The 20793-nt window shown below is 41.4% G+C and carries 9 protein-coding genes and 2 pseudogenes; 9 read left to right on the top strand and 2 right to left on the bottom strand.

Going from position 1 to position 20793, the window contains the following annotated elements:
• The first annotated feature begins 13 nt into the window (after positions 1-13).
• Positions 14-1453: a glycosyl hydrolase family 28 protein gene (locus tag GC101_RS01095; protein WP_171715759.1), complete on the top strand. Its 1440-nt coding sequence runs from the start codon at positions 14-16 to the stop codon at positions 1451-1453.
• A gap of 379 nt (positions 1454-1832) precedes the next feature.
• Here GC101_RS01095 and GC101_RS01090 read toward each other — a convergent pair.
• Positions 1833-2345: pseudogene (locus tag GC101_RS01090) on the bottom strand (C40 family peptidase); the annotation flags it as partial.
• A gap of 1949 nt (positions 2346-4294) precedes the next feature.
• Here GC101_RS01090 and GC101_RS01085 point away from each other — a divergent pair.
• The 6 genes from GC101_RS01085 (at position 4295) to GC101_RS01060 (ending at position 13072) form a co-directional block, all read left to right on the top strand.
• Entirely contained in the window at positions 4295-4492 is a 198-nt protein-coding gene (locus tag GC101_RS01085) for a MerR family transcriptional regulator (RefSeq protein WP_171715757.1), read from the top strand.
• A 1029-nt stretch (positions 4493-5521) separates the two neighbouring features.
• Positions 5522-7996, top strand: coding sequence for a DEAD/DEAH box helicase family protein (locus GC101_RS01080; RefSeq protein WP_171715756.1), 2475 nt, complete (start codon positions 5522-5524; stop codon positions 7994-7996).
• Positions 7971-11264, top strand: a complete 3294-nt coding sequence (locus GC101_RS01075; protein ID WP_171715755.1) for a hypothetical protein — start codon at positions 7971-7973, stop codon at positions 11262-11264. The genes GC101_RS01080 and GC101_RS01075 overlap by 26 nt, the downstream gene beginning before the upstream one ends.
• A 10-nt stretch (positions 11265-11274) precedes the next feature.
• Positions 11275-11499, top strand: coding sequence for a hypothetical protein (locus GC101_RS01070; protein WP_171715754.1), 225 nt, complete (start codon positions 11275-11277; stop codon positions 11497-11499).
• A complete protein-coding gene (locus GC101_RS01065; RefSeq protein WP_171715753.1) occupies positions 11463-11822 on the top strand; it encodes a hypothetical protein in 360 nt (119 codons plus the stop codon). The genes GC101_RS01070 and GC101_RS01065 overlap by 37 nt, the downstream gene beginning before the upstream one ends.
• Positions 11823-12151: 329 nt before the next feature.
• On the top strand, positions 12152-13072 hold the full coding sequence (locus GC101_RS01060; protein WP_171715752.1) for a bacteriophage abortive infection AbiH family protein: 921 nt from the start codon (positions 12152-12154) through the stop codon (positions 13070-13072).
• A 922-nt stretch (positions 13073-13994) separates the two neighbouring features.
• On the opposite strand, the pseudogene GC101_RS01055 reads toward GC101_RS01060, so the two are convergent.
• Positions 13995-14762: pseudogene (locus tag GC101_RS01055) on the bottom strand (IS5 family transposase).
• A 586-nt stretch (positions 14763-15348) separates the two neighbouring features.
• Here GC101_RS01055 and GC101_RS01050 point away from each other — a divergent pair.
• Together GC101_RS01050 and GC101_RS01045 are read left to right on the top strand one after the other, a co-directional pair.
• Positions 15349-19320: a hypothetical protein gene (locus tag GC101_RS01050; protein WP_171715751.1), complete on the top strand. Its 3972-nt coding sequence runs from the start codon at positions 15349-15351 to the stop codon at positions 19318-19320.
• Positions 19310-20596, top strand: coding sequence for a protein kinase domain-containing protein (locus GC101_RS01045; RefSeq protein WP_171715750.1), 1287 nt, complete (start codon positions 19310-19312; stop codon positions 20594-20596). The genes GC101_RS01050 and GC101_RS01045 overlap by 11 nt, the downstream gene beginning before the upstream one ends.
• The last annotated feature ends 197 nt before the right edge of the window (positions 20597-20793 follow it).

The following is a 20793-nucleotide window of genomic DNA, read 5'->3' as shown; positions in this document are numbered from 1 at the left end:
ACATGGAGGAAAAATGAATAAGACGATTGTTTATAGTGCACCGGGTGGGGCAATTAACACAGATGACTTTGCCGTGTATGTCAGGAATCCAGGACAAGCTTGGGAGCAGCTGTTTGTGTACGAGGCTAAAGTAGATATGCACCATGTGCGGCAAGCTTCTATGGCCTATTTTGATATGAGCGGAAGGGTAGAAGTACGGATTGAGAGCCTGAAGCAGAGCATTCAGGAAGCGGTTATTCGTCCGCTGTCGGCAAACCTTTCTTTTGAACATACGGAGAAGACACTTTCCTTCACCTTAGACCGGCCTCTGAAGTTATCGGTAGAGATTAACGGAGAGCGGTTCAGCAATCTTCATCTGTTCGCAAATCCCATTGAGGCGGTTACGCCGGACCCGGTGCAAGATCATGTTCTCCTGCTTAAGCCGGCCATTCACCGTACGGAGGATATTTACCGCCTGCTGGCAACACCCAAGGTGGAAGGGGGCAACCTGCCGGATACGATCTATTTCGCTCCGGGGATGCATTATTTGGAGCAGACGCTGCTGCAGATTCCTTCGGACACGACCGTGTATATTGCCGGCGGGGCAATTGTTGTCGGTTCAATGGTCTGTGACCATGTGAAGAATGTCTCGATACGCGGCAGAGGCATTCTCTACTTGTCTGACTTTCACCGCTTCTCGGCATTCCGCGGAATCCGCATCGTCTTCTCGGAGAATATCTCGGTTGAAGGGATTATTACGCTGGATCCTCCGCATTACAGTATTTATTTGGGACAATCCAAGCATGTGCATATCCAGAATTTCAAATCCTTCAGTACCCGGGGCTGGTCCGACGGCATTGATATGATGTCTTGCTCGCATATTGATATCGACGATGTGTTTCTGCGTACTTCAGATGATTGTATAGCCATATACGGCTCACGGTGGGATTACTATGGTGATACCAGCCATATTACCGTGCGGAACTCTGTATTCTGGGCAGATGTCGCTCATCCCCTGATGATCGGAACCCACGGGAACCATCGGGAGAATGGAGACACTATTGAAAATATTCTATTTGAGAACATCGACATTCTGGAGCACCATGAACCGCAGCCGAATTATATGGGAGCGCTGGCTATCAACGCAGGTGATAATAATTCGGTCCGGAATGTGGTCTACCGCAACATCCGTGTCGAGAATATTGAGCTGGGCCGTCTCATCGACCTAAGAGTAGTATGGAACAAAGACTATAATCCCGTACCAGGATTCCGGATCGAGAATATCAGCTTTGAGGATATCACTTACAATGGCGACACCAGTCATCCAAGCCAAATCTTTGGCTATGATGAAGAACGGACGATCAACAATATCAGCTTCACCCGCCTTTCAGTCAACGGCAGACTAATCCTTCAGCCAGAGCCAGGAATTATGGAGATTAATGAGTTTACCCGCGGGGTTTCATTTGACGCTTAGGATACAACTAAAGATGCGGGACTTGAGAATTTACAGCGTTATACACGGGTGAATCTTCCAAATTCAACGATACCGTTCAATTGTATAGTGGTTGTGGCGTTCACAATCCATGGGTCCTCCGTTGCTTGTAATAATCACACTAAAAACTCCCTCACCAAGTACACGGTTAAGGAGTTTTCATATTATAGTAAAACCGCATACTCCATCGTTTAAGATAACTTCATTCTTCTTATGATTAAGTAGCTTATTTAATATTGTTAAGCCAATCCCAAGCATCACCGATCGTCTGATCCTGAGACGAATCAGCGGAGGGAGAAGCTGGGGAGATTGTGTCCGGAGTAGCAGATCCGCTATCTGAAACAGCTTGTCCGTTAGCAGGTAATACACGGCGTGCTGTTGTATAATGTGAATCCCACCAGCCTGTATCCAGAGCAGTAATGGTCACTCCATCTTCTCCGTACGTATGAAGTATTTTACCGTTGCCCATATATACCGCTACATGGTGAATCGGAGAATAGAAAAATACAAGATCGCCAGGCTGAAGCTCATTTCTTGGCACAAATGTTCCAGTTGTAGACTGGTCTTTGGAAGAACGGGGGAGTGTGATTCCATTTTGTTCGAAAATAAACTGCGTGAATGAAGAGCAGTCAAAAGAACTCGAATCCCCTGACTCTGCACCGTATTCATAGCGGACGCCCTGATATTTCAAACCTGTTGCAATGACCTGATCGGCAACGCTCGTAGATGCGGAGTCTGAGGCAGATGTACTTGTTGCCGCATATGCTGTACTGCTGCTGCCGATCAAGCCGGTTGCGCCAGTAAGCAAGACCACGCCCAAGCTGACTACGATACTTAAGTTGCGGAAACGTCTTGTGTCGTGAGTTGTATTCATATGTTACCTCCTGTTGTTGTTGCAGTCTGGTTAATTGTCTGATTCAACTCTAACACAGAATTTATTAACATTAATTGTTAATGACTGCGATTTCACTTCTCCTCCAAGGCTTACAAGCCGTTTATTAAAAATAGATTACGATTTTGTCATTATTTTTTATTGACATGCCTGGTACAGGGACCGCTTGTTGGAGATTGGCCATTCGCTCATGGAGATGAAGGACACCACCGGATTCACCATTTCCTGCAGTGCTGGACAGAAACGTCGTCGAGAGAGTGAGGGCTGCAGTGATCCAAGCAGCTGTTTCTTCCGGGCAAGCGAGAGTTATGCCTGTTGACTTGATGGATGGAGTGTCGTAATCAACCCAACAACGGGAAAGGCTGTGTATTTCATTGTCCATTAACTGCAAAATTGTAGGTGAAGGATTCCCGGTAGTTATTTTGCATGGCTGGTCTTTGGATCACAGTGTAATGTCTGTATGCCTTGAGCCAAGTATGATGGTGAAATCATATGTACCGGCAAAGATATCCATGGATTATCCAAAAAATTATCAACTGATTAATTACGTAAGTTCTTATATTAAGAAGTATGATTATTAAAAATAACTCCAATTTAGTTGTTTTTTTATTGCTAGAATAGGGGCTTTGTCGGCAATGGGACTAAGTTCTTGTCACAAGGGACTATGTTCTTGTTCACAAACATGTTGTTGTGTTGTGTCGGTGGACAAGAACATAGTCCCATTTGAGCCCGCGCCCAGCGCGGGTTTGCTGTTTTAAGGGATCAAGTTCTTGTCCTTTGCTCAGGACAAGAACTTGATCCCATTGCCGAAAATGGACAAGAACATGGTACTATTGCCGATTTGATAATTATCTAAAGTTATTTGTGCTAAGTAATATGTTTGACTCGAGGTTGGATGAAGAAGGCTATTACGAACATAAAGTACTGTCTCAGAGTAATGACGAGACTGTACCTTTTTCAGTATTTATAGTCGAGAAGAACTGATTAAGCGATGCTAGCTGTTTTATCTCCATGCACTTAGTTGCTCCCCAGTACCGTTTCTTCGGTACAGCGAATTTTGCTTAGAACGTGAATACTTAACGAATTAAAACTATGTACTTACGGATTGATGTATGAGTTCTTGAAAGACGGTTGCTGTATCGTTTTTCCAGGGAATAGGAAGCTTACACACCCTGCAGATTAAATAGTGGACAGGAGAACTTCGGACCCGTGCACTCGGAGCTAGCCAGTTCCCGAAGGTGGATGTTATCTATAAGAGCGCTGACAGATGATCTAAGTTCGGCCTATGTCAAATGACCAAGCAGCACCGAGTTTTGCAGGCTACGATAGTTTATCGAAATCTCAACATCGTTGTGCCAGCGGTAACCTGGTTTTTCATAGCGAAATTTAACATTATCAAGATATAATGCAAGTATACTCAAATATTATTTAGAAGGATTGGTTTAATGAAAGAAATTCTAATACATTCTGGTAAACGTGACTGCCCTCACAAACGAAGCTTTAGAATGGCCGATACCTTCTCCGCTTGGTATTAATCTGGAACAATTAAAGGCACGCTACAATAAACATGCTGAGGAGTCCGGTTGAGCTGATCAGCCGGATTGTCAAATTCAGGACGGCAGAGAATATCCAGAAGGCAGCCGGCAAACGCAAGTCATAACGTCGAATGTTCGGCATTAGCGTTGAGGTAGACCGGAAACCCGAACAGAGAGTCTCGGTTATCGGAGGCTTGCTGTTTTTTGTTCAGAATCCAGGTCTTGAGCGGGTTCTTGGTGTAAGGTTTATGATATTCGTATGGAGTATCACAGCTGGAATCACCTAACCGAAACGTATGTTCGCTGACAGCTGAGAGTCGATTCAAACAGTGATAGTATATCTAAGTGCAGCAATAAGCGAGTGGAACGAATTAGATTGCATAAAGGAGTCTAATTGTGAATCAAGAAGACAGAATGCGCAGAAGCGATTTCATAGATTTTCTGATTAAGGAGTACGGGCTGGTTATTGCAAAAAGCAAACTGGAGTTCATCGAGAACAAGCAACTGCTTGCTCCGCTCAGACTCGACAATAATTATAGGCAATACAGTGAAGCGGATGCGGTTACTGTGCTGAAAATCATAATGAACCAATAATTCGGGATCAGATATGTAGATATTCAGTGGATTGAGGGGATCGCCACCAAACCGGAACGGAATGGAGTTCTAAAGGGAGGCGCAAGCTATTTCTATGAATTATTGGGAAATACAGAAGACAGAGAGATACAGCGCAGCATCGACAACATAGGTAAGGGCTCCGTACTAAAAGAGAGCATCCTTAGGGACTATCGTCAGAACCGGGAGAATGCTGCGGATAGTTACAGGAAGATAGATTGGTGCGATCTATATGCCAGCAGCAAGAGCATAATGCCGAAGAAAAAATGGTCCGTTGACCAGAACATCCTGAAGCAAATGATTCAGCAGATTATTGATGATATGATCTGGAGTAGATTATTGGTGAGGTTGCGGAAGAATTGAAGGATGAATTTTACGACAATGCGCTGGAAGTGATCATGGACAGATATGAGCTGGAGGATTTTGACGAAGAGACCAGCGACCTGCATATGTTGAAGAGCTGTATATAGAACTGGGTGAATGGATTGAACAGTATGAAGAGAAAGCGGTTCTGGAGCGGATGGAGCAGCAGCTGGATAAGGAGATACGGGAAAGGCTCAGAATGAGCAATAACAATGAGATTCTCTCCTTATATCCTTCAGTAAAAAGCAAGCTCGAAGGCCAGGTTTGTCGAGGCTGACCAAAAATCGCATGAAGCGAATATCCGCATGCTTCAGGACAGCTATGATGCGAAGAATTTGGTACTTGCTCCGAGTGAGATGGAGATACTGTCAATTGTTATCTTTGGACGGTATGTATGGAATTGGTTCGAGCTGGTTGAAGAGATTCCCGGAATAACCGGATACATAGAAGCGAATTATTCAGCGATTAAGCAATGCTCCAGAGACCTTAGAGCGAGCTATGGTAATGCTAACGAGGGAGAGTTCTTCGCGTTTTATAGCATTCCTGATTGTGAGAAGACCGTTCTCGAAGTAGCCGTGAGGTGTGGAGTAGCTCTGCCTTAACTGGTATGCCTCAATGAGTTAATAAATTTCATACAGGAGTGATGGGATGGAAACTACTAATACTAATAATATACACAGATATAATTTCGAGAATATTGAAAAAACACATAGAAATTCCTCATCTTTTTCTCTCTTACACTATGCCTTTATGTACCGTAATTTTGACAAAGTATTAGAAATTGTAAATGAGGACAATCTTAATGAACAACTCATATGCGAAGGTAAAGCGGGTTATGAGTGGATTACTCCGGCAATTTGTGCCAAATGGAACGAGAATTACATAAGGGCCTATGACGATAAGAACAATAAAAGTTTATATGGGCTGCTTAAAGAATCCGAGTCTTTTGAAAAAGTGAAAGATCAGCGTTTCTTACTTGAATATACTGAAACAGTCCAAGAGAACAGCACTGTTTTTGACATCTTTTTTGACGGGAATCAGCCCGTTCTTGACGTGAAATATTATGGACAACAAGAACTTGCCTCCAAGCAAGTGAAGAAGAATGGAATGTCCCTGGTTATTGATGAAGTGGGGACCGGGAAGACAGTTACTGCACTTTATTCAATAGTAAATACTATTCAAAATGCGATAAACCAGAATGAGTATGCTTATATACTTGTGGTTTGTCCTTATAATAAACGCACCGATTGGCAGGATGACATTAGACGCCAGCTAGGAAGGTATGCACATATTGTTGAACAAAGTGATCATGGCCGCATTTACTATAATCATTTAAAAGACGCTTTTTTCCGTGAGAATGAACATGTGATTATGATAACGGGGCAAGCTCAATCTAAAAAAGATAAAGAGGGCACCAACTCAGCACTTAAAGGCTCTCTTGAGCAAGTCTCTTTATCAGAAAACGATGATATTGAAAGATGGGATTTGGTAGTCATAGACGAAGGTCATATTTCCTTTGGAAATTACCGTTCTCTCCGTTCAGATCAAGTGATGATGCTTACGGCTACTCCGATTGTAGTGAAGTCATCTTCGGCCAGAGGTTTTGAGGATTATATTGAATTAATGAACACAATTACAGAGAAGTGGAATCATAACTCTGTTATGAATCCGATTGAGAATACAAACCCTACTGAAGATGATATCTTTGTGGGTCTGTTCAGGGAAGACTTGGGATTAAGAGCAGCAGAACGAATCATACGTTTTGAATATTGTAAGCGAGTGGAGAAGAGGCATGAGCTGTTTGATCGAATTGTAGAACAATCAGGATTCTTAGCAGCCTTGCAATACGATCAGGATGATACATATTTATTGAGAAAAGCCAGAGATAACTTTGGGGATGATAGCTTTGATAGTCACTGTAATTACAAGCTGGACAAACTTCTGGAGATAGTCACACAAAACAATAACACTAATTCATATATTATTTTCTGTGAGCATACAGAAGTAGTTAAAAATGTGTATGATCGATTGACAGATGAAGTAAATGCGATAATCGCCATGAAGCATGGTTCCCATCAAGAAGCGGTTGGCATGGAGGACTCAGGCAAGGAACAATTTATAAACGGGATTAAGCTGAATCTGCGTCAAAAAAACAGAGTAATCTTTGTGACTACAGGTAAGACAGGGGGGACGGGCCTTAATCTGGGTGAATTTGATGGTATTATTCATTATGAATTACCTTTTACCAGCATTGAACTAGAGCAGCGTTTTGGACGTGTTGACAGAATGGATACGAATAACCGTAAAGAAAAAGAAATGATATTTTTATTGAATGAATCATCTTCTATTCATGATTTTGAGAATAATCGGATGCTATATTATTGTACAACCAAAATTGATTTTACCTGTCAGTATACACCAATAAGGAATACTGTATTGTTTTATCCGGAATTTATAAAAAGGAGCTTTGAAAATTTCAAATCGTATCTGATTAATCTTAAGGAAAATACGCTTCTCAACAATTACAATGAGGCAATATACAATGACGTGACAGCAAGAAGAAGAACAATAAGCAGAAGAAATGAATGGACAGCGATTTTAGGGGCTACACAATCAGAGTCAGGCAACAAAAAAATTCATGAAAAAATCATAAACGTTCTTAATAGCCCAATGGATGAACAGATTGCTGGCGAAGATTTCTTCAAGCTCTTAAGGGAGTATCATGGCGTTTATGAACAGAGTCCGTACAGTATTCCGGAGTATGAAGCAGAGAAAAGAAATTTTGATGAAAATATAAAAATCATTCAAAATGTGCTTGTTGTTATAGGAAAAGTGAGCGCCAGGGACAGGGATGTTTTTGTCGCATTACAAGAGAGCGAAGAGGACGGGGAACACACGGATTCATCCAGTAAGTATCAATCTCTAGAGAAACGTGAAAAAGAGGATGCTGATAGGGAATCTCATGTGCTCATTGAATCCAAGATAAACCAACTTATAAGTTTGATAGAGAATCTTAACGAGGACACTTTAATTGCAGACGGTATTTTTTATTATAACAAGGACAAACGAATAGAGCGCAGAGAGGTGAGAGACTTCCGTGGATATAACAGCTCAAGGGATTAACGAGGCATTAGCCAGAGGGGAACATAGCGCTCCCAAATATATGCGGGAAGAGATCCAGGCTGCTAATCAATATCTGAAGAACGAGCGATCAGATAAGCCTGCATGGCTTGATGATTTTTTAACGAATAACCAAAATAAAATGCGTGAAACCATCATTCGGTCATCTAACGGCAGGGGTATTGCGTCATTGGATGGATACAACGAAGGATACTTTAATGAAATTATTCAAAATGCGAATGATATCGATACTGCCGATGAGATGTATATAAATGTTAGTAAAGAGGGGGATGTCTACACAATTGAATGTGAGTATGCGGATAAGGGATTTTCCGTCTCCAATATTTATGCGTTTCTAAACAGAGAAATGTCTGATAAAACCCATGATAAAGGTCAGAGCGGAAAGTTCGGCATAGGCATCAAATCCTTTTTTACATTTGTGGATCGTCTTACAATCGACAGCAATGTAGTGATGACGTTCAACATTATCAGTGATAATAACGGTGAGTTGGATATAGACAGCGATGTAAAGCGCAATGATCATTGGCGCCAAGGCACTACTAAATTGACGTTACAGTTCAATGGGAATAAGGAAACTAGCTTCAATACAGCAAAGCTAAGAAAGCTGATTGATTTTTTATGCGGTGATAGTAATCTGAATCCAGAATTTCTTTTTCATAATGAGGATCATTTGAGCGTTATTTTTGATTTGCGTTCACTGTTATTTACTGATGGTATGAGGAATAAGACGCATGCTATTAAGAAGATCTATTTCAAAGGTTCAAAAGTAGAAAACTCCCTTACTTTGGAGTGTAACGATGACGGACAACAGGAAGAATATACAACAGGTTGGATTACCAAAAAATCCACAGTTTCTTTGTCATTTGATGGTGTTCCTGCAATTGAAAACAAGTATTTACTTTTTATAAAAGAGGATATTGTGTTTGCATATCCGGTGAATGCGGATGAGCTTTCTATGAGAAACAGATTTTACGCCACATTTTTTATTAAATCTGATGGCAAGGAAACAATTTATCCATCCGGTGCGCTTATTAATACAAGATTCTCCAATATGCACAGAACGGATCTAGGACACAGTTTTTTTGAGATAGAGAATGCTGTACGAACTATAAAAAAAGAACAAATGAAACTTTACAAGTTTATGTGCAGTGCTGAAATTGAAAATAGTGCTCACAAATATGAGATTAGCGATATCTTTCATGGTCTTTTATATATCTACAGGAACGTTGAAGTAAATGAACATACGGAGAGTCTGCTTTCTATACCTGATATTGACACACAATACTTGCCAAAGTTCATGGATTCGCTTGAATCCAGGGGGAAACTGGTGGTGAAGTTAAAAGCAGTTGAAGAATATCAACGGCGTACCCCCTTTGAAGACGAAAGCATTATTACAAGACTTACGGATACATTTAGTACTGTTGCAGGTAAAAATGAGATTGTTAAGTATGAAGATCTTATCAGTAACGATAATTGTCTGAGCGGAGTAAAACGTATTTATAATTATCTGTATGAAGCATCAGAAGGTTCGAACAAGCTGTATCTGAGAAATATCCTCTGTGCATTTACTGGTGCGGCAGAATTGATTGCCTATAGAATAACGGGTTTAAAGAGTGAGGATGGAGAGAATATCCAAGTAGAAGAAAATGAGATTGATGCCTGGTTACTTGCACATGAGGAGGCGGAGTGGGATCTGCTGCTCAAGCTTATCGGGCGATATAAATTAAATCCCAATGTAAGCTACACTGGAGAGATTAGCGGTGCTGCGATTGTTCCGTTTATCTTTAACGATTTATTACAGCAATCAGGTCCAGAGGGGCTGTTCTCAAAAAGACAAAACCAAGAATATGAACTAAAGTACAGCAGTATGAAAACTGAGTTGCTGGCTATGAGGGGAATCGATTCAGAGAATTCCGGAAATACATTCAATATTAGATATAAGGGATCTAATTACAGTAATTGGGACGGGATACATCAGTGTTTTTATTTACGCTTCCCAACAAGATCTGTCATGGATTCCAAGAATCTAATGCTATTTGTTGAACTTCTGAAAAAGGGCAGTTTAAATGAGAAAATTGGTTATAGGTCGAATCAGCCATCACCAGATATCTTTTTGTGTGAGAAGAAAAGGATTGATTTAAGGTATAGAGAAAAGGGCCTGATTTCAAACATCATTCATGAACAACAATTAATACATTTAAACTTTCTGCGAAATATTGAAGTTACCACTTTTGATGAATTTAAATATTATAGAGAAGCATTTGATAGCATTGATTTTAAAAGAGGGATGCATAAATATAATGTGAAATGCAGGATAGAAAATATTACTGTCAAGGAGTTATCCACTGAAGTTCTTCCATGGTTTGGAAGCTTGGCTTATGATATTTCCTATTGTTTTAAAATTGCGTCAATTGCAGATCATCCAGTTATTAATTACAGTGAAAAGTTAAAGTTCATTGAACGGATTACAGGTCTCAGGTTGTACATTTCTAAATTCGATAGCGGCAGAAAAAAACATGTTATTGGGTATTTGGGCGGTCAAAATTTTAAAATGAAAAGAAGTGCTGACGAAAAGTTCACTCCAGTCGCCCAGTTTGATGAGGACTCCAACAAGGTTTATATTTGCTACGACAACATTAATGACGAAAGTAAAGTCATCAGTGAAGTGTTAGTGGATTTGGGCTTTGACTCTGCAATCATAGCGATTTTCAATGCGTACATTAGCAGTGAAAATAATGATAAAGTGCTCGGATATAACGACTATGCAAAAGCTGTAACGTCTTCGGCGGCTCCTCTGAAGTTAAATTGGAGACACAGTAATGATTTTGACTTTCCGGCAGACCGGAGCTTTTTGTATGAGGATTTGTACAGGCTGCTAACTTCAAGGGGGTCTTATGATAAATTTTGTCCGGTATGTGGAAAAGTCCATTCTGAAGATGAGCATAGAAATAATAACGACAAGAAAAGACAAGATAGAAAATTGATACTGTTTGATAACAAATGTGAAGAAAACAAATGCAACCTGCCGTTTATACTCACTATTGCCTGCAGTGCCTGTTTCAATAAATTAAAAAACACTCTAAGCAGGGCAGAACTGATTAAAGAATTCGATGGCACTTATTATTTGAAATTCTCAACGGAGATGGGTCATGGGCAGCATGAAAAAAGCTCGTCTGAGCAAAAAATAGAGCTTTCGCCTCTAAATATAGAGATTATCAATAAATACCAACTTGAATTCAATAGAGCGTAAAGGAGCCACCATGATCCAATTCGATCTCATTTCCGACATCCACCTTGATTTTTGGCTGAAGCACAAGGGCCCTACAGCAGCGGATAATCGGCGGGAAATTAAGCTGTTTGCGGAGAGCCTGCTCCCCCGGCAGATTTCTCAGGTGCTGGTCATTGCCAGAGATCTGGGGCACCGCAACAAGCAAAACTATGAGCTACTGTGTGCACTCAAAGCTACTATACTCATATTCTGCTAGTTGCGGGCAATCATGACTATTATCTGGTGAACAGCAAGGAACGCTACAAGCTGCAGACCTCGATGAACCGCTGGGTGGAGATGAAGGCGTTAGGCAGCAGTATCGAAGGGGTTCACTTCCTGGAAGGAGACAGCTTCGAATGGGATGGCGTGCGATATGGAGGAATCGGGATGTGGTATGACTTCGCCTACGGTATTCAGGTTATTGGGCATAGTCTTTCGTATATGCTGGACATCTGGGCGAATCAAATGAATGACCGCAACTACACGATCGGTTCACCGTGCCGTCCGCTAGAATTCTTTTGGGAGCATGGATATGACTAAGCGCTAAGTGAAAATGTCTACCGACGTTATAAAACAGCAGGATACAGCCTCACCACTGAATAGATAGTGCTACGGAAGGTGCGCATCGGTCAAAAGAATTTGTGTTTCCTTCTGCACACGTGACGGGGCTTGAGCAGCTGGTAAACGTATTGAAAACAGGTCAAGACTTTTCTCCCTATCTTAGCAAACAGTTTGAAGACATCACGGCTATTGACGGAGTTTAATGACTTGGGAGTCTTACACCTTCATTTTGGAGAATGGCGCGATGTACGAGACAGTCGCTATATTGAAAGAACTGGTCCATCATGAATATGAGGATGTGTAGAAGAATGAAATTATTTATTATTGGTAATGGATTTGATCAAGGGCATCGTTTGCCGACAAGCTATTGGAGCTTCCGAGAATTTTTAAAAGTCAAATATCCTGAATTCCTTTACGATTTTGAGAGTCATTATGAAATTTACCCTGGATATGATGATGACGCAAAGAAAGCCATGCTATGGAATGACTTAGAAACCAATCTCGCTAATATTGATACAATTGAAATCATTGAGAACGCTGTGCAAATGGATATGGGGCTTGAGAGCGGGGATTTCGGCATCAAAGACACCTTAGACCAATATTTTGAAGAAGAATATAAGTACATTGAGCGGTTGACCGTATATTTAAAAGAATGGGTTGCTACTATTGATCTCAAAGATGTGCAACAGAAAACATCATTTAATCTTTCATTTGAAAACGCATTGTACTTGACTTTCAACTATACAGCTGTATTGGAAGAAGTCTATGGAATTGACGATATAGACATTGTACACATCCATGGGTCATTGAATAATGGTCCATTCGGTGATGACCCGATATTGGGGCATGGTAATATTACAAGAATGGAAGAGATCCAAGAACAAGCAGGTGAAGCAGAAGAGAAGTTTGATGAAAAACTGTTGAGCATCTGTGGGGCAATTCAACGTTATTACGAGGAGACCTATAAGAACATAAAAGACTATATGTACAAACTGGATAGATTACGAGGGAAATGTATCGATGAAATTATCTCTATCGGTCATTCTATCGCCGGTGTGGATCTTCCTTATTTCAGCAGTATAGATGAGCTTTCACAGGAGCAGGCTAAGTGGATAGTTTATTATTATTGGGAAGGTGAGAAGCAAGCTATGTATAATAGTTTGCTTGAATGTGGAATTAACCCTGATCGGATTGAAATGAGACAATCGGACGAGTTCTACGATTTGTAATCAATCAGCTGCAAGCCTTAGCCGAAAATGGAAAAGAACATGGTACTATTGCCGATTTGATGAACATCTAATGAAAGCAGTTGGCTGGGCACCTCAATTTCGATTGTGAAAACTGGAAATGGAAGCATAACATTAAACTCACCAGCTCAAACGCTACCGCTTCCTCCCCGCCCAACTTTACAGGAAGTGAGTGCTGACGACGACAGTGCTAATACCACACTGGACTGAATAAGACGATGGAATTCTCACTGGTCGAAGGTATAAATGCGGACAGCAACACCGGCACTGGAATTGCAGTTGCAATTCAGCACTCCTGGTAGTTTCCGGATGAAGGTAACAAGGACGACAACCTGCCAGCGGGCCGACTGTTGCACTTTCGTGTCCTAGCTGCTTTCGAGTAAAGTTGGCAAGGTCAACGGTGCTGACGGATCCGATATCACTATATCCATACCTAGACAACTGTTCGAATAAGCGAGAGAACTGATTTGAGTTTGCTAATTGATGGAAACCTATGGAGCTTTAGGGATCTCTCAATCGACATCCCTGCAACATCAGTCATACGGCTAATGCTGGCGGAGCAGTTTTAGTAGGCTACGAAGATCAATCGGGGGAACCGTATCATAAATAAGCACAAACTGACCATGCAGTTGGAGCATCATCAGCGAAGGACATACATTATCCAGAAAAGTAAAAGGAACACAAAAGAGAACGAGGTAGATGTGCTTCGTTCTCTTTGTATATTAGACCTTTGGTTTGTTCGGAAGAAGGTGAAATAACATGCAACTCAACAGACATGGCGATGTGAAAACTCGTACTAACATGATGCTAAATGGTTAACACATACGATTACAAATATCTGGGGTAACACCATTGTCACTAATGAGACAGACTAGGGCGTGTCTGAAAACTAATCTTAATGGGGTTACTTCAACAAAATCATCACAGAAGCCAGAAAAGCAAAGCTCAAAAAGTTTCGGAAAAGCTTGTCATAGCGTGTGGCGATCCCACGGAATTGTTTGAGTTTGTTAAGAAAACATTCCACCACATGGCGTTCTTTATAATGGTAAAAATCACAGGCCCAAGGATCTTTCGCATTGGACTTGGGCGGGATGCAGAACGTGGCATTTTGGGATTCGATATACGTTCGAATGTCCAAGGTTCCATAGGCTTTATCGGCTAAAACAGCGCTTTCGGATAAGGCTACGCCAGAGAGGACGTGGGTCGCTACCGTAGAGTCATGGATATTACCAGGCGTCAAAAACAGGCGAATCGGATTACCCAGCGCGTCCACTACAGCGTGGATTTTGGTATTTCGCCCTCCTCGGGAAAGTCCGATGTTTTGGTTGGTTTCGGCGTTTTCGGCCCCTTTTTATCCCCCGCTGCGTGCTGATGAACTTTACAGGAGGTGCAGAGAGACATCCTGCAAGTCTGCATCGCGAGTCAAGGACTCAAACACCTTTTGAAAAAGGTCATCATCGCTCCACAAACGGAAGCGAGAATACACGGTTTTCTAAGGACGGAAACGTTCAGGCAAATCACGCCAAGGAGCGCCTGTTTTTACTTTCTAAAGCATTCCATTTAGCATCACTCGATTGGGCTTCGAGGGTCTGCCTTCCCCTGTGTTTTCGGGCGGCAATAGATGTTGTATCCGTTCCCAGTCCTGGTCGTTGATTTCGTGGCGTCTTAGCATCCTTTTACAATCCCCTCGTGATTTCATTCTTGTAAAATTATGCTACGATTATGCTTTTGAAGCAATACCTAGTTTTCAGACACGCCCTAGTATCCTAAACCTATCTGGTATTTATGATAGTATTGGGACGATTGGGGGATTTATTTCCGAGGATGCATTGAAGGAACGGACAGCCATATGGACAACAATAAACCATTTCATCCAATGCCTTGTAATTTGCAGATCAAGTGTACATACAGATGAAATAAGAGGAACGCCTTCTGTACCGAAAGAATTAAAGTCGATCTTAGGATTGTCCTTTGCAATTAACGGATCCTGAGGCGATTAATTCCATTCAACCATTCACTAGATGAGGTTATTATAGTTGAATATTATTATCCGTGTTATGATTTATATTAATTTACGTAATCAATGCATTCAGGCTTCTTGGGATGTTGTGTGTTACTTACTCAAATGGAAGTAATATTTAGGAGAGGCGCATTAACCTATTAAATCTTACTTAAAAACTAATATGAGAGATGTCAAATGGCGAAGTTAATTAATTTCCCATTTTTGTATTAGGATACATCTTAAAGGAGGAACATCGATGATTGATCCGATTAAGAGCAATTTGAAAGACTTGATCAAATATGCTAAAGGAGAGGAAGCATTCCAGGACCGAGCTGCTTGGCTCGCCGGCCTAACGGTAACCACAGCAGCACTAACTTTCACTGGAGTCGGGGGCGATATAGCGACGGTTTTTACAGTTTTGGGTAGCGGTGTACCGTCAACAGTTAAACAAATATTAAAAAATATGAACCAGCGGGACATAGAAGTTCAAGCAGTAGACACTTATGAGAGATGTCGATTTATCGATTATGCTTTAGCCCGTATGGCTGTCATGCAAGCGATCGCAGTGCTTCTTTCTGACGAGGAACGTTTTTATGCCCGATGGCACGTGAACAAACTGACGAAGGAAGAACAGGAGAAACTACATAAGAGGGACGAGAAACGCGAGGAGCAGCAAGTGCAGAACTACCTAGACAAATGGGAACTGGACCACGAGAGTTATTGGGATGACCTTTTGGCGGCTATCCTTCGAGTGATCGAGGTGGAGGAGGACGGTGAAGAATCATTCAGAGAAAAAATGATCAATGAGATTAGAAAGACATATGAAGCGTATAAGAATCGTGTTATGAGCGATTCGAAAGAGTTCGCACAGTATATGAACAGTACCGTTTCACCAATGAGACTAACTCAAAGCGTCAAGAGGGAAATAGAGTCCATGATGATATCTCGGGATAACGGATTCTTCACGATTGACGACATTAATAGTGAGTTGAGGGGAAGTACAGAACCAACCATCGACCTCACATTCTTTAATTATGAGGAGCATGATTTTGAGAAGCAAGTAATTGACAAATTGTCCGATCAGAGCCAAGACGTGATCTATGTTAAAGGTAAGACTCGGGAAGAAACACTTTATTACTTGCTTTATATTATAGGATGGATTGAAAAGGACCACAAGATAAATACAGTGATTGTTCGGTCGCTGGAAGATTGGAAAAGGATGAAAGGGACTTGTAAAGGCAAACTACTAATCCCCGATTTCAACGCATCTCTAGTCGAACCAATTCCAGAAAATCGCATGGTAGTTGTCTATGGAGAGGCTGACTTTATCGGCAAGAAGCCCCTAATTGAACTGAAAAAGCGAAAGCTTGGCAACATGCTTTCTAAGTTGCGGGATTCTGGCAACATTGATATTAAGTTAGCCTCTGAGCTTGTCGAACGGACAAACGGACTTTATGCTGGGTTCAAAAGGAGAGTATTCAAAGGGAAGAGTGGAGAGCCTGGCTGGGAAGCACAAAAAAATCCGAACTTCGTACCTGCGTTGTTAATAGGAGCTTGGACAAACAACTTAGGGGATCAAATGATAGTTGCCCGTTTGGCATCAGTCGACTATGAAAAGTATATTAAGCAACTGGGGACAGTCGTGAATAATGAGGATCCCTTCTTGCTTCACTTTCCTGACAGAACCTCGATAACTTGGAGATTAGCAAATGTGGAGGAAGCCTGGGAAGTGCTGCTTAAGGAAATCGACTCGGAACAGATTCAGAAATTCCGGGAACTTTTGCTCGAAGTATTAGGCGAAGTACCTTCAGGATTTAAACTTCCTATAGATAGACACTACCAAGCGGCTGTGTTAACAGAGCGTCCCATGTATTCCGATACGATGAAACAAGGTCTTATCCGTTCATTGATTATGCTGGCCGACCGAATCAACGATCATCCAACGCTTTGGCCAATGTCTTCACAAGATTTTGTTAACGAGATCGTTCTGGACGTTTTCGGTCAGCTCGATAAGAAGGAACAATGGTTCGCTATATCTGGACTCGTCCCAGATCTAGCAGAAGCCGCGCCACAAGTAACATTAAAGGTGATTGAACGTGAAGTTTCAAATCCGGATTCACCTTTGTGGTCGCTGTTCAACGAGAATGGAGACGGGCTTTGGTCGCGTAATTACTATACAAATATTTTGTGGGCGTTAGAGAAAACGCTGTGCTTCGAGGAGACAGCTCCGCAAGCAGTGAGAATCTTGACTAAGCTGGCGGAGAAGCGAATTAACTATAAGATCTCTAATAGCCCGATGTCCACACTAACACAAGCTTTGTCAGCTTGGCGACAAGAACTCAACTTATCGTTAGAGGACAAAATACGGTTGACCAGATCCGTAGTGAAGCAGAGTGATATTGGATGGGATTTGATCAAGGCGTTATTGCCAGATCGCGCGCCAAGCCATATTCAAACTAACATGTGCACCCCTAATTACCGGCCATATCAAATCCGATATAAAGTGAACTACACCAACGATATCTTGCAAACCTTTCGTGACTACACCCAAATAGCTATCAATGAAGCGGGGGAAGACCTGGATCGATGGGGTGTTCTTTTTGAAAAGTTCTTCTTTTTCGAACTTCAATTGGAGAACGAGGTGATACAAGGTGTTGTCAAGGTAATTAATCGTTGCCAGTCGGACAAGGAGAAGCATACCTTCAAGGAAATTATTCGAGATCTCCTCTACCAGCATCGGTATTTTCGGGATGCGAAATGGGCAGTCGATGAGAATGCTTTGTCACAGATCGAGCATAACGTATTTGATGTCATTCATTTCGATAATCCGATCTACGAGGAAATACATTTGTTCACTTCTGATCAGTGGCATCCTCTTCATCCTGTTTCGTATCGCGACAACGCGCAAGATTTTGATAATGAACGGGTTCAATTGCATGACGCAAGACGTGAGGCTCTTCTTAGAATACTGAAAATTCCGCAGTTAGGATTGCAAAACCTTTTATCCAAGATTCCGAATTCGAACTTATTGGGACTAACTGACATTGGTAGAATCATGGCAAGTGAAGTTCATGAGTTCAAATGGAATGATGAATTTATTGAATCGATGACACGTGAACATCAACGAACAATTCTACAGGCGTATGTAGGTACACTTTATCAAAAGCATGGATTAGAGGTTATTCAAAAAGCTCTAGAAAAGATCCAGTTTGATGAGATTTGGTCAGCCGGTTTATTACGATTAGCAAAATTGGATGAAGCCTTTTTGAAGCTCTTAAAGGATACTCCTCCAGGGGTGGTTAGGCATTACTGGGAAAGCGTACCTGGGTTCTATTCTATAGAGAACCCCGCCATGCAGGAGGAAGTCTGGAACAGATTTCTGGAATATCGCAATCACAGTGCTGCGCTTGAGATGCTTCATCGACAATTTCGCTCTAATCACTTAAAGCACCTTCAAGTATTGGATAATATTCTTAAAGATCTCGGCCGATTCAATCCTGATTCCCACTTAGTTTACTTAATTGTCAAAGTATTCGAACGGTTGTATGAGGCTGATTATCTTGATGTGGAACAAGTTAGACGAGCAGCACGACAGGAGTGGGCCTTCTTCAATCTATTGATCCATCAGACAACGCCGCAATTTCTGGTCCGGGAACTGAAGAGCAATCCAGAATTGTTAGCTCAAATCATTCAGTTAGTCTATAAACCTTCCGATTCGCCTAAGGATTATAAAGAAACCCTAACAGAGCAGCAACAACAGATGGTGAGTCAAGGACACAGTATCCTTATGCAAGTTAAGTTTTGCCCTTGTGTGGATTATAAAGGAGATATCGCTGTAAGTGCATTGAAGGAGTGGACCAAAACATACCTCAATCTAATCGATCATGCTAAGCGTGAAGCAATCGGTCGTCAGATTCTAGGGGAATGCTTCGCTCATTCTCCAATAGGCAGGGATGGTAATTTCCCTCATGAAGCAATCAGGTCTACATTCGAGGAAATTTATACACCTGATCTCGGAAAGGGCTTTCAAATCGGAGTGATGAATAGTCGCGGTGTTTTCAACTTATCCTCTGGCGACGAGGAACGGAAATTATCTAAAATGTATGAAACTTATGCTCGGACGCTAAGAATTGATTATCCTCATTTGGCCAAAGAACTCGAAGATATATCGGAATATTATAAAAGGGACTCGGAACTGGACAGAGAGAAGGCCGCGTATGACTTTTAAGGGACTAAGTTTAAATTTCACGCGTGGTAACGTTATTGGTCGGGGCGGCAACGGGGCTGTGTTTCAAATAGTGTGTAAGCCCCCGCGAGAGCAATCCCTGGTTGCTAAATTTTTGAAAAAACCTAGAACAACACGAGACCATAACTTTCAACGCTTCGAGAAAGAAGTTCAAGCAATGGTGGAACTTGGAGGTAAGTACGGTGGAATTATGCCGATCTTCGATTACAATTTGTCAAGTAACGATCCCTGGTATGTAATGCCATTGGCAATCCCATTAAAACAACATTTGTTTGGGCGCAAGGCTAATATTATGGAAAAGATGGATATTCTCACTGAAGTTGGCAAGACCCTGCAAAACCTTCATAATGAAGGATACTCACATCGAGATATTAAACTCGATAACATTCTCATGTATAACAACCGAGTTGTCCTGAGTGATTTCGGACTCGTGCGACACCCTGATTTTGAGCGTCTTACGAGAAAGGGTGAGAAGGTTGGACCATGGAATACTATTGCACCGGAAATGAAGAGATTTGTCCGTGAAATAGACGACCATCGCCCGGCGGATGTATATTCTTTTGCCAAATTAATTTGGATTGTCTTAACAGAAGATGAGTATTGCTTTGATGGACAGTATGAGAAAGTTAAAAGTTTCGGACTTAAGCATTCCGAATTTAATGTGGAGACATTAGAATGTGTTCATCAAGTGTTGGAGTTATCGACAGATCCTATCATGTCCAGAAGACCCATCATTAGTCGCGTACTAGATGAATTGGAACGTTGGCGGTATATTCTCGGAGACAAGAGATTAGTAGTCCAAGAACAAAGAAAAACAGTTAGGAACGAGATCAGAAGAGAGCTCACACCGGACGATGAATATTATTTGGGCTTGGATTCAATCAGAGTGATTCTGGAGAAGTTACTCGGTTTGTATTCATTAAACAGCAAACAGATCAAGAATATTCCTATCTCAACATGCAAGCCATCTCAATTACCTGGATGCTTGGAGATTAGCGGCACTGGGGGCGGAAATTCAATTTATCTGATCAAGCCGGAAAAGCTGACGGTAAAGAATGTATCAGGGAATGATGGCGAGCTTGAACCAAAGTATCTGCTGGATATCGGTAAAATTGAGGACGAAGAACTTGAACAAATGAAAGAGATTGTGATAAAATTAGAGGATATGAGCTACTTGGATACCATTTTTGGAAATAGTATTGAAGAACAAGGAAAGATCATCGCATTATCTGGAGAAAAGGATATCACTTTCGCTTGATTTTTATGAAAAATGTGAAAGCTCACACATGAGTGGTTGAATGGGGATCTCGAATTGATACCTAGAAGACTTTAGCTAACATTTTTCGGCGAATTCATCGTTTACGGGTGTTAAAATTACCATTACACTTAGCTTAATACTAAAATCAAAGAATAAGTTAGCCTAAGTTCTTCTATAAAAAATACAATATTTGAAAA

This window comes from Paenibacillus phytohabitans (assembly GCF_013141775.1).
Lineage (GTDB): Bacteria > Bacillota > Bacilli > Paenibacillales > Paenibacillaceae > Paenibacillus_AQ > Paenibacillus_AQ phytohabitans.
The sequence above is the reverse complement of the archived record's forward strand: the minus strand, read 5'-3'. Positions and strand labels throughout refer to the sequence as shown.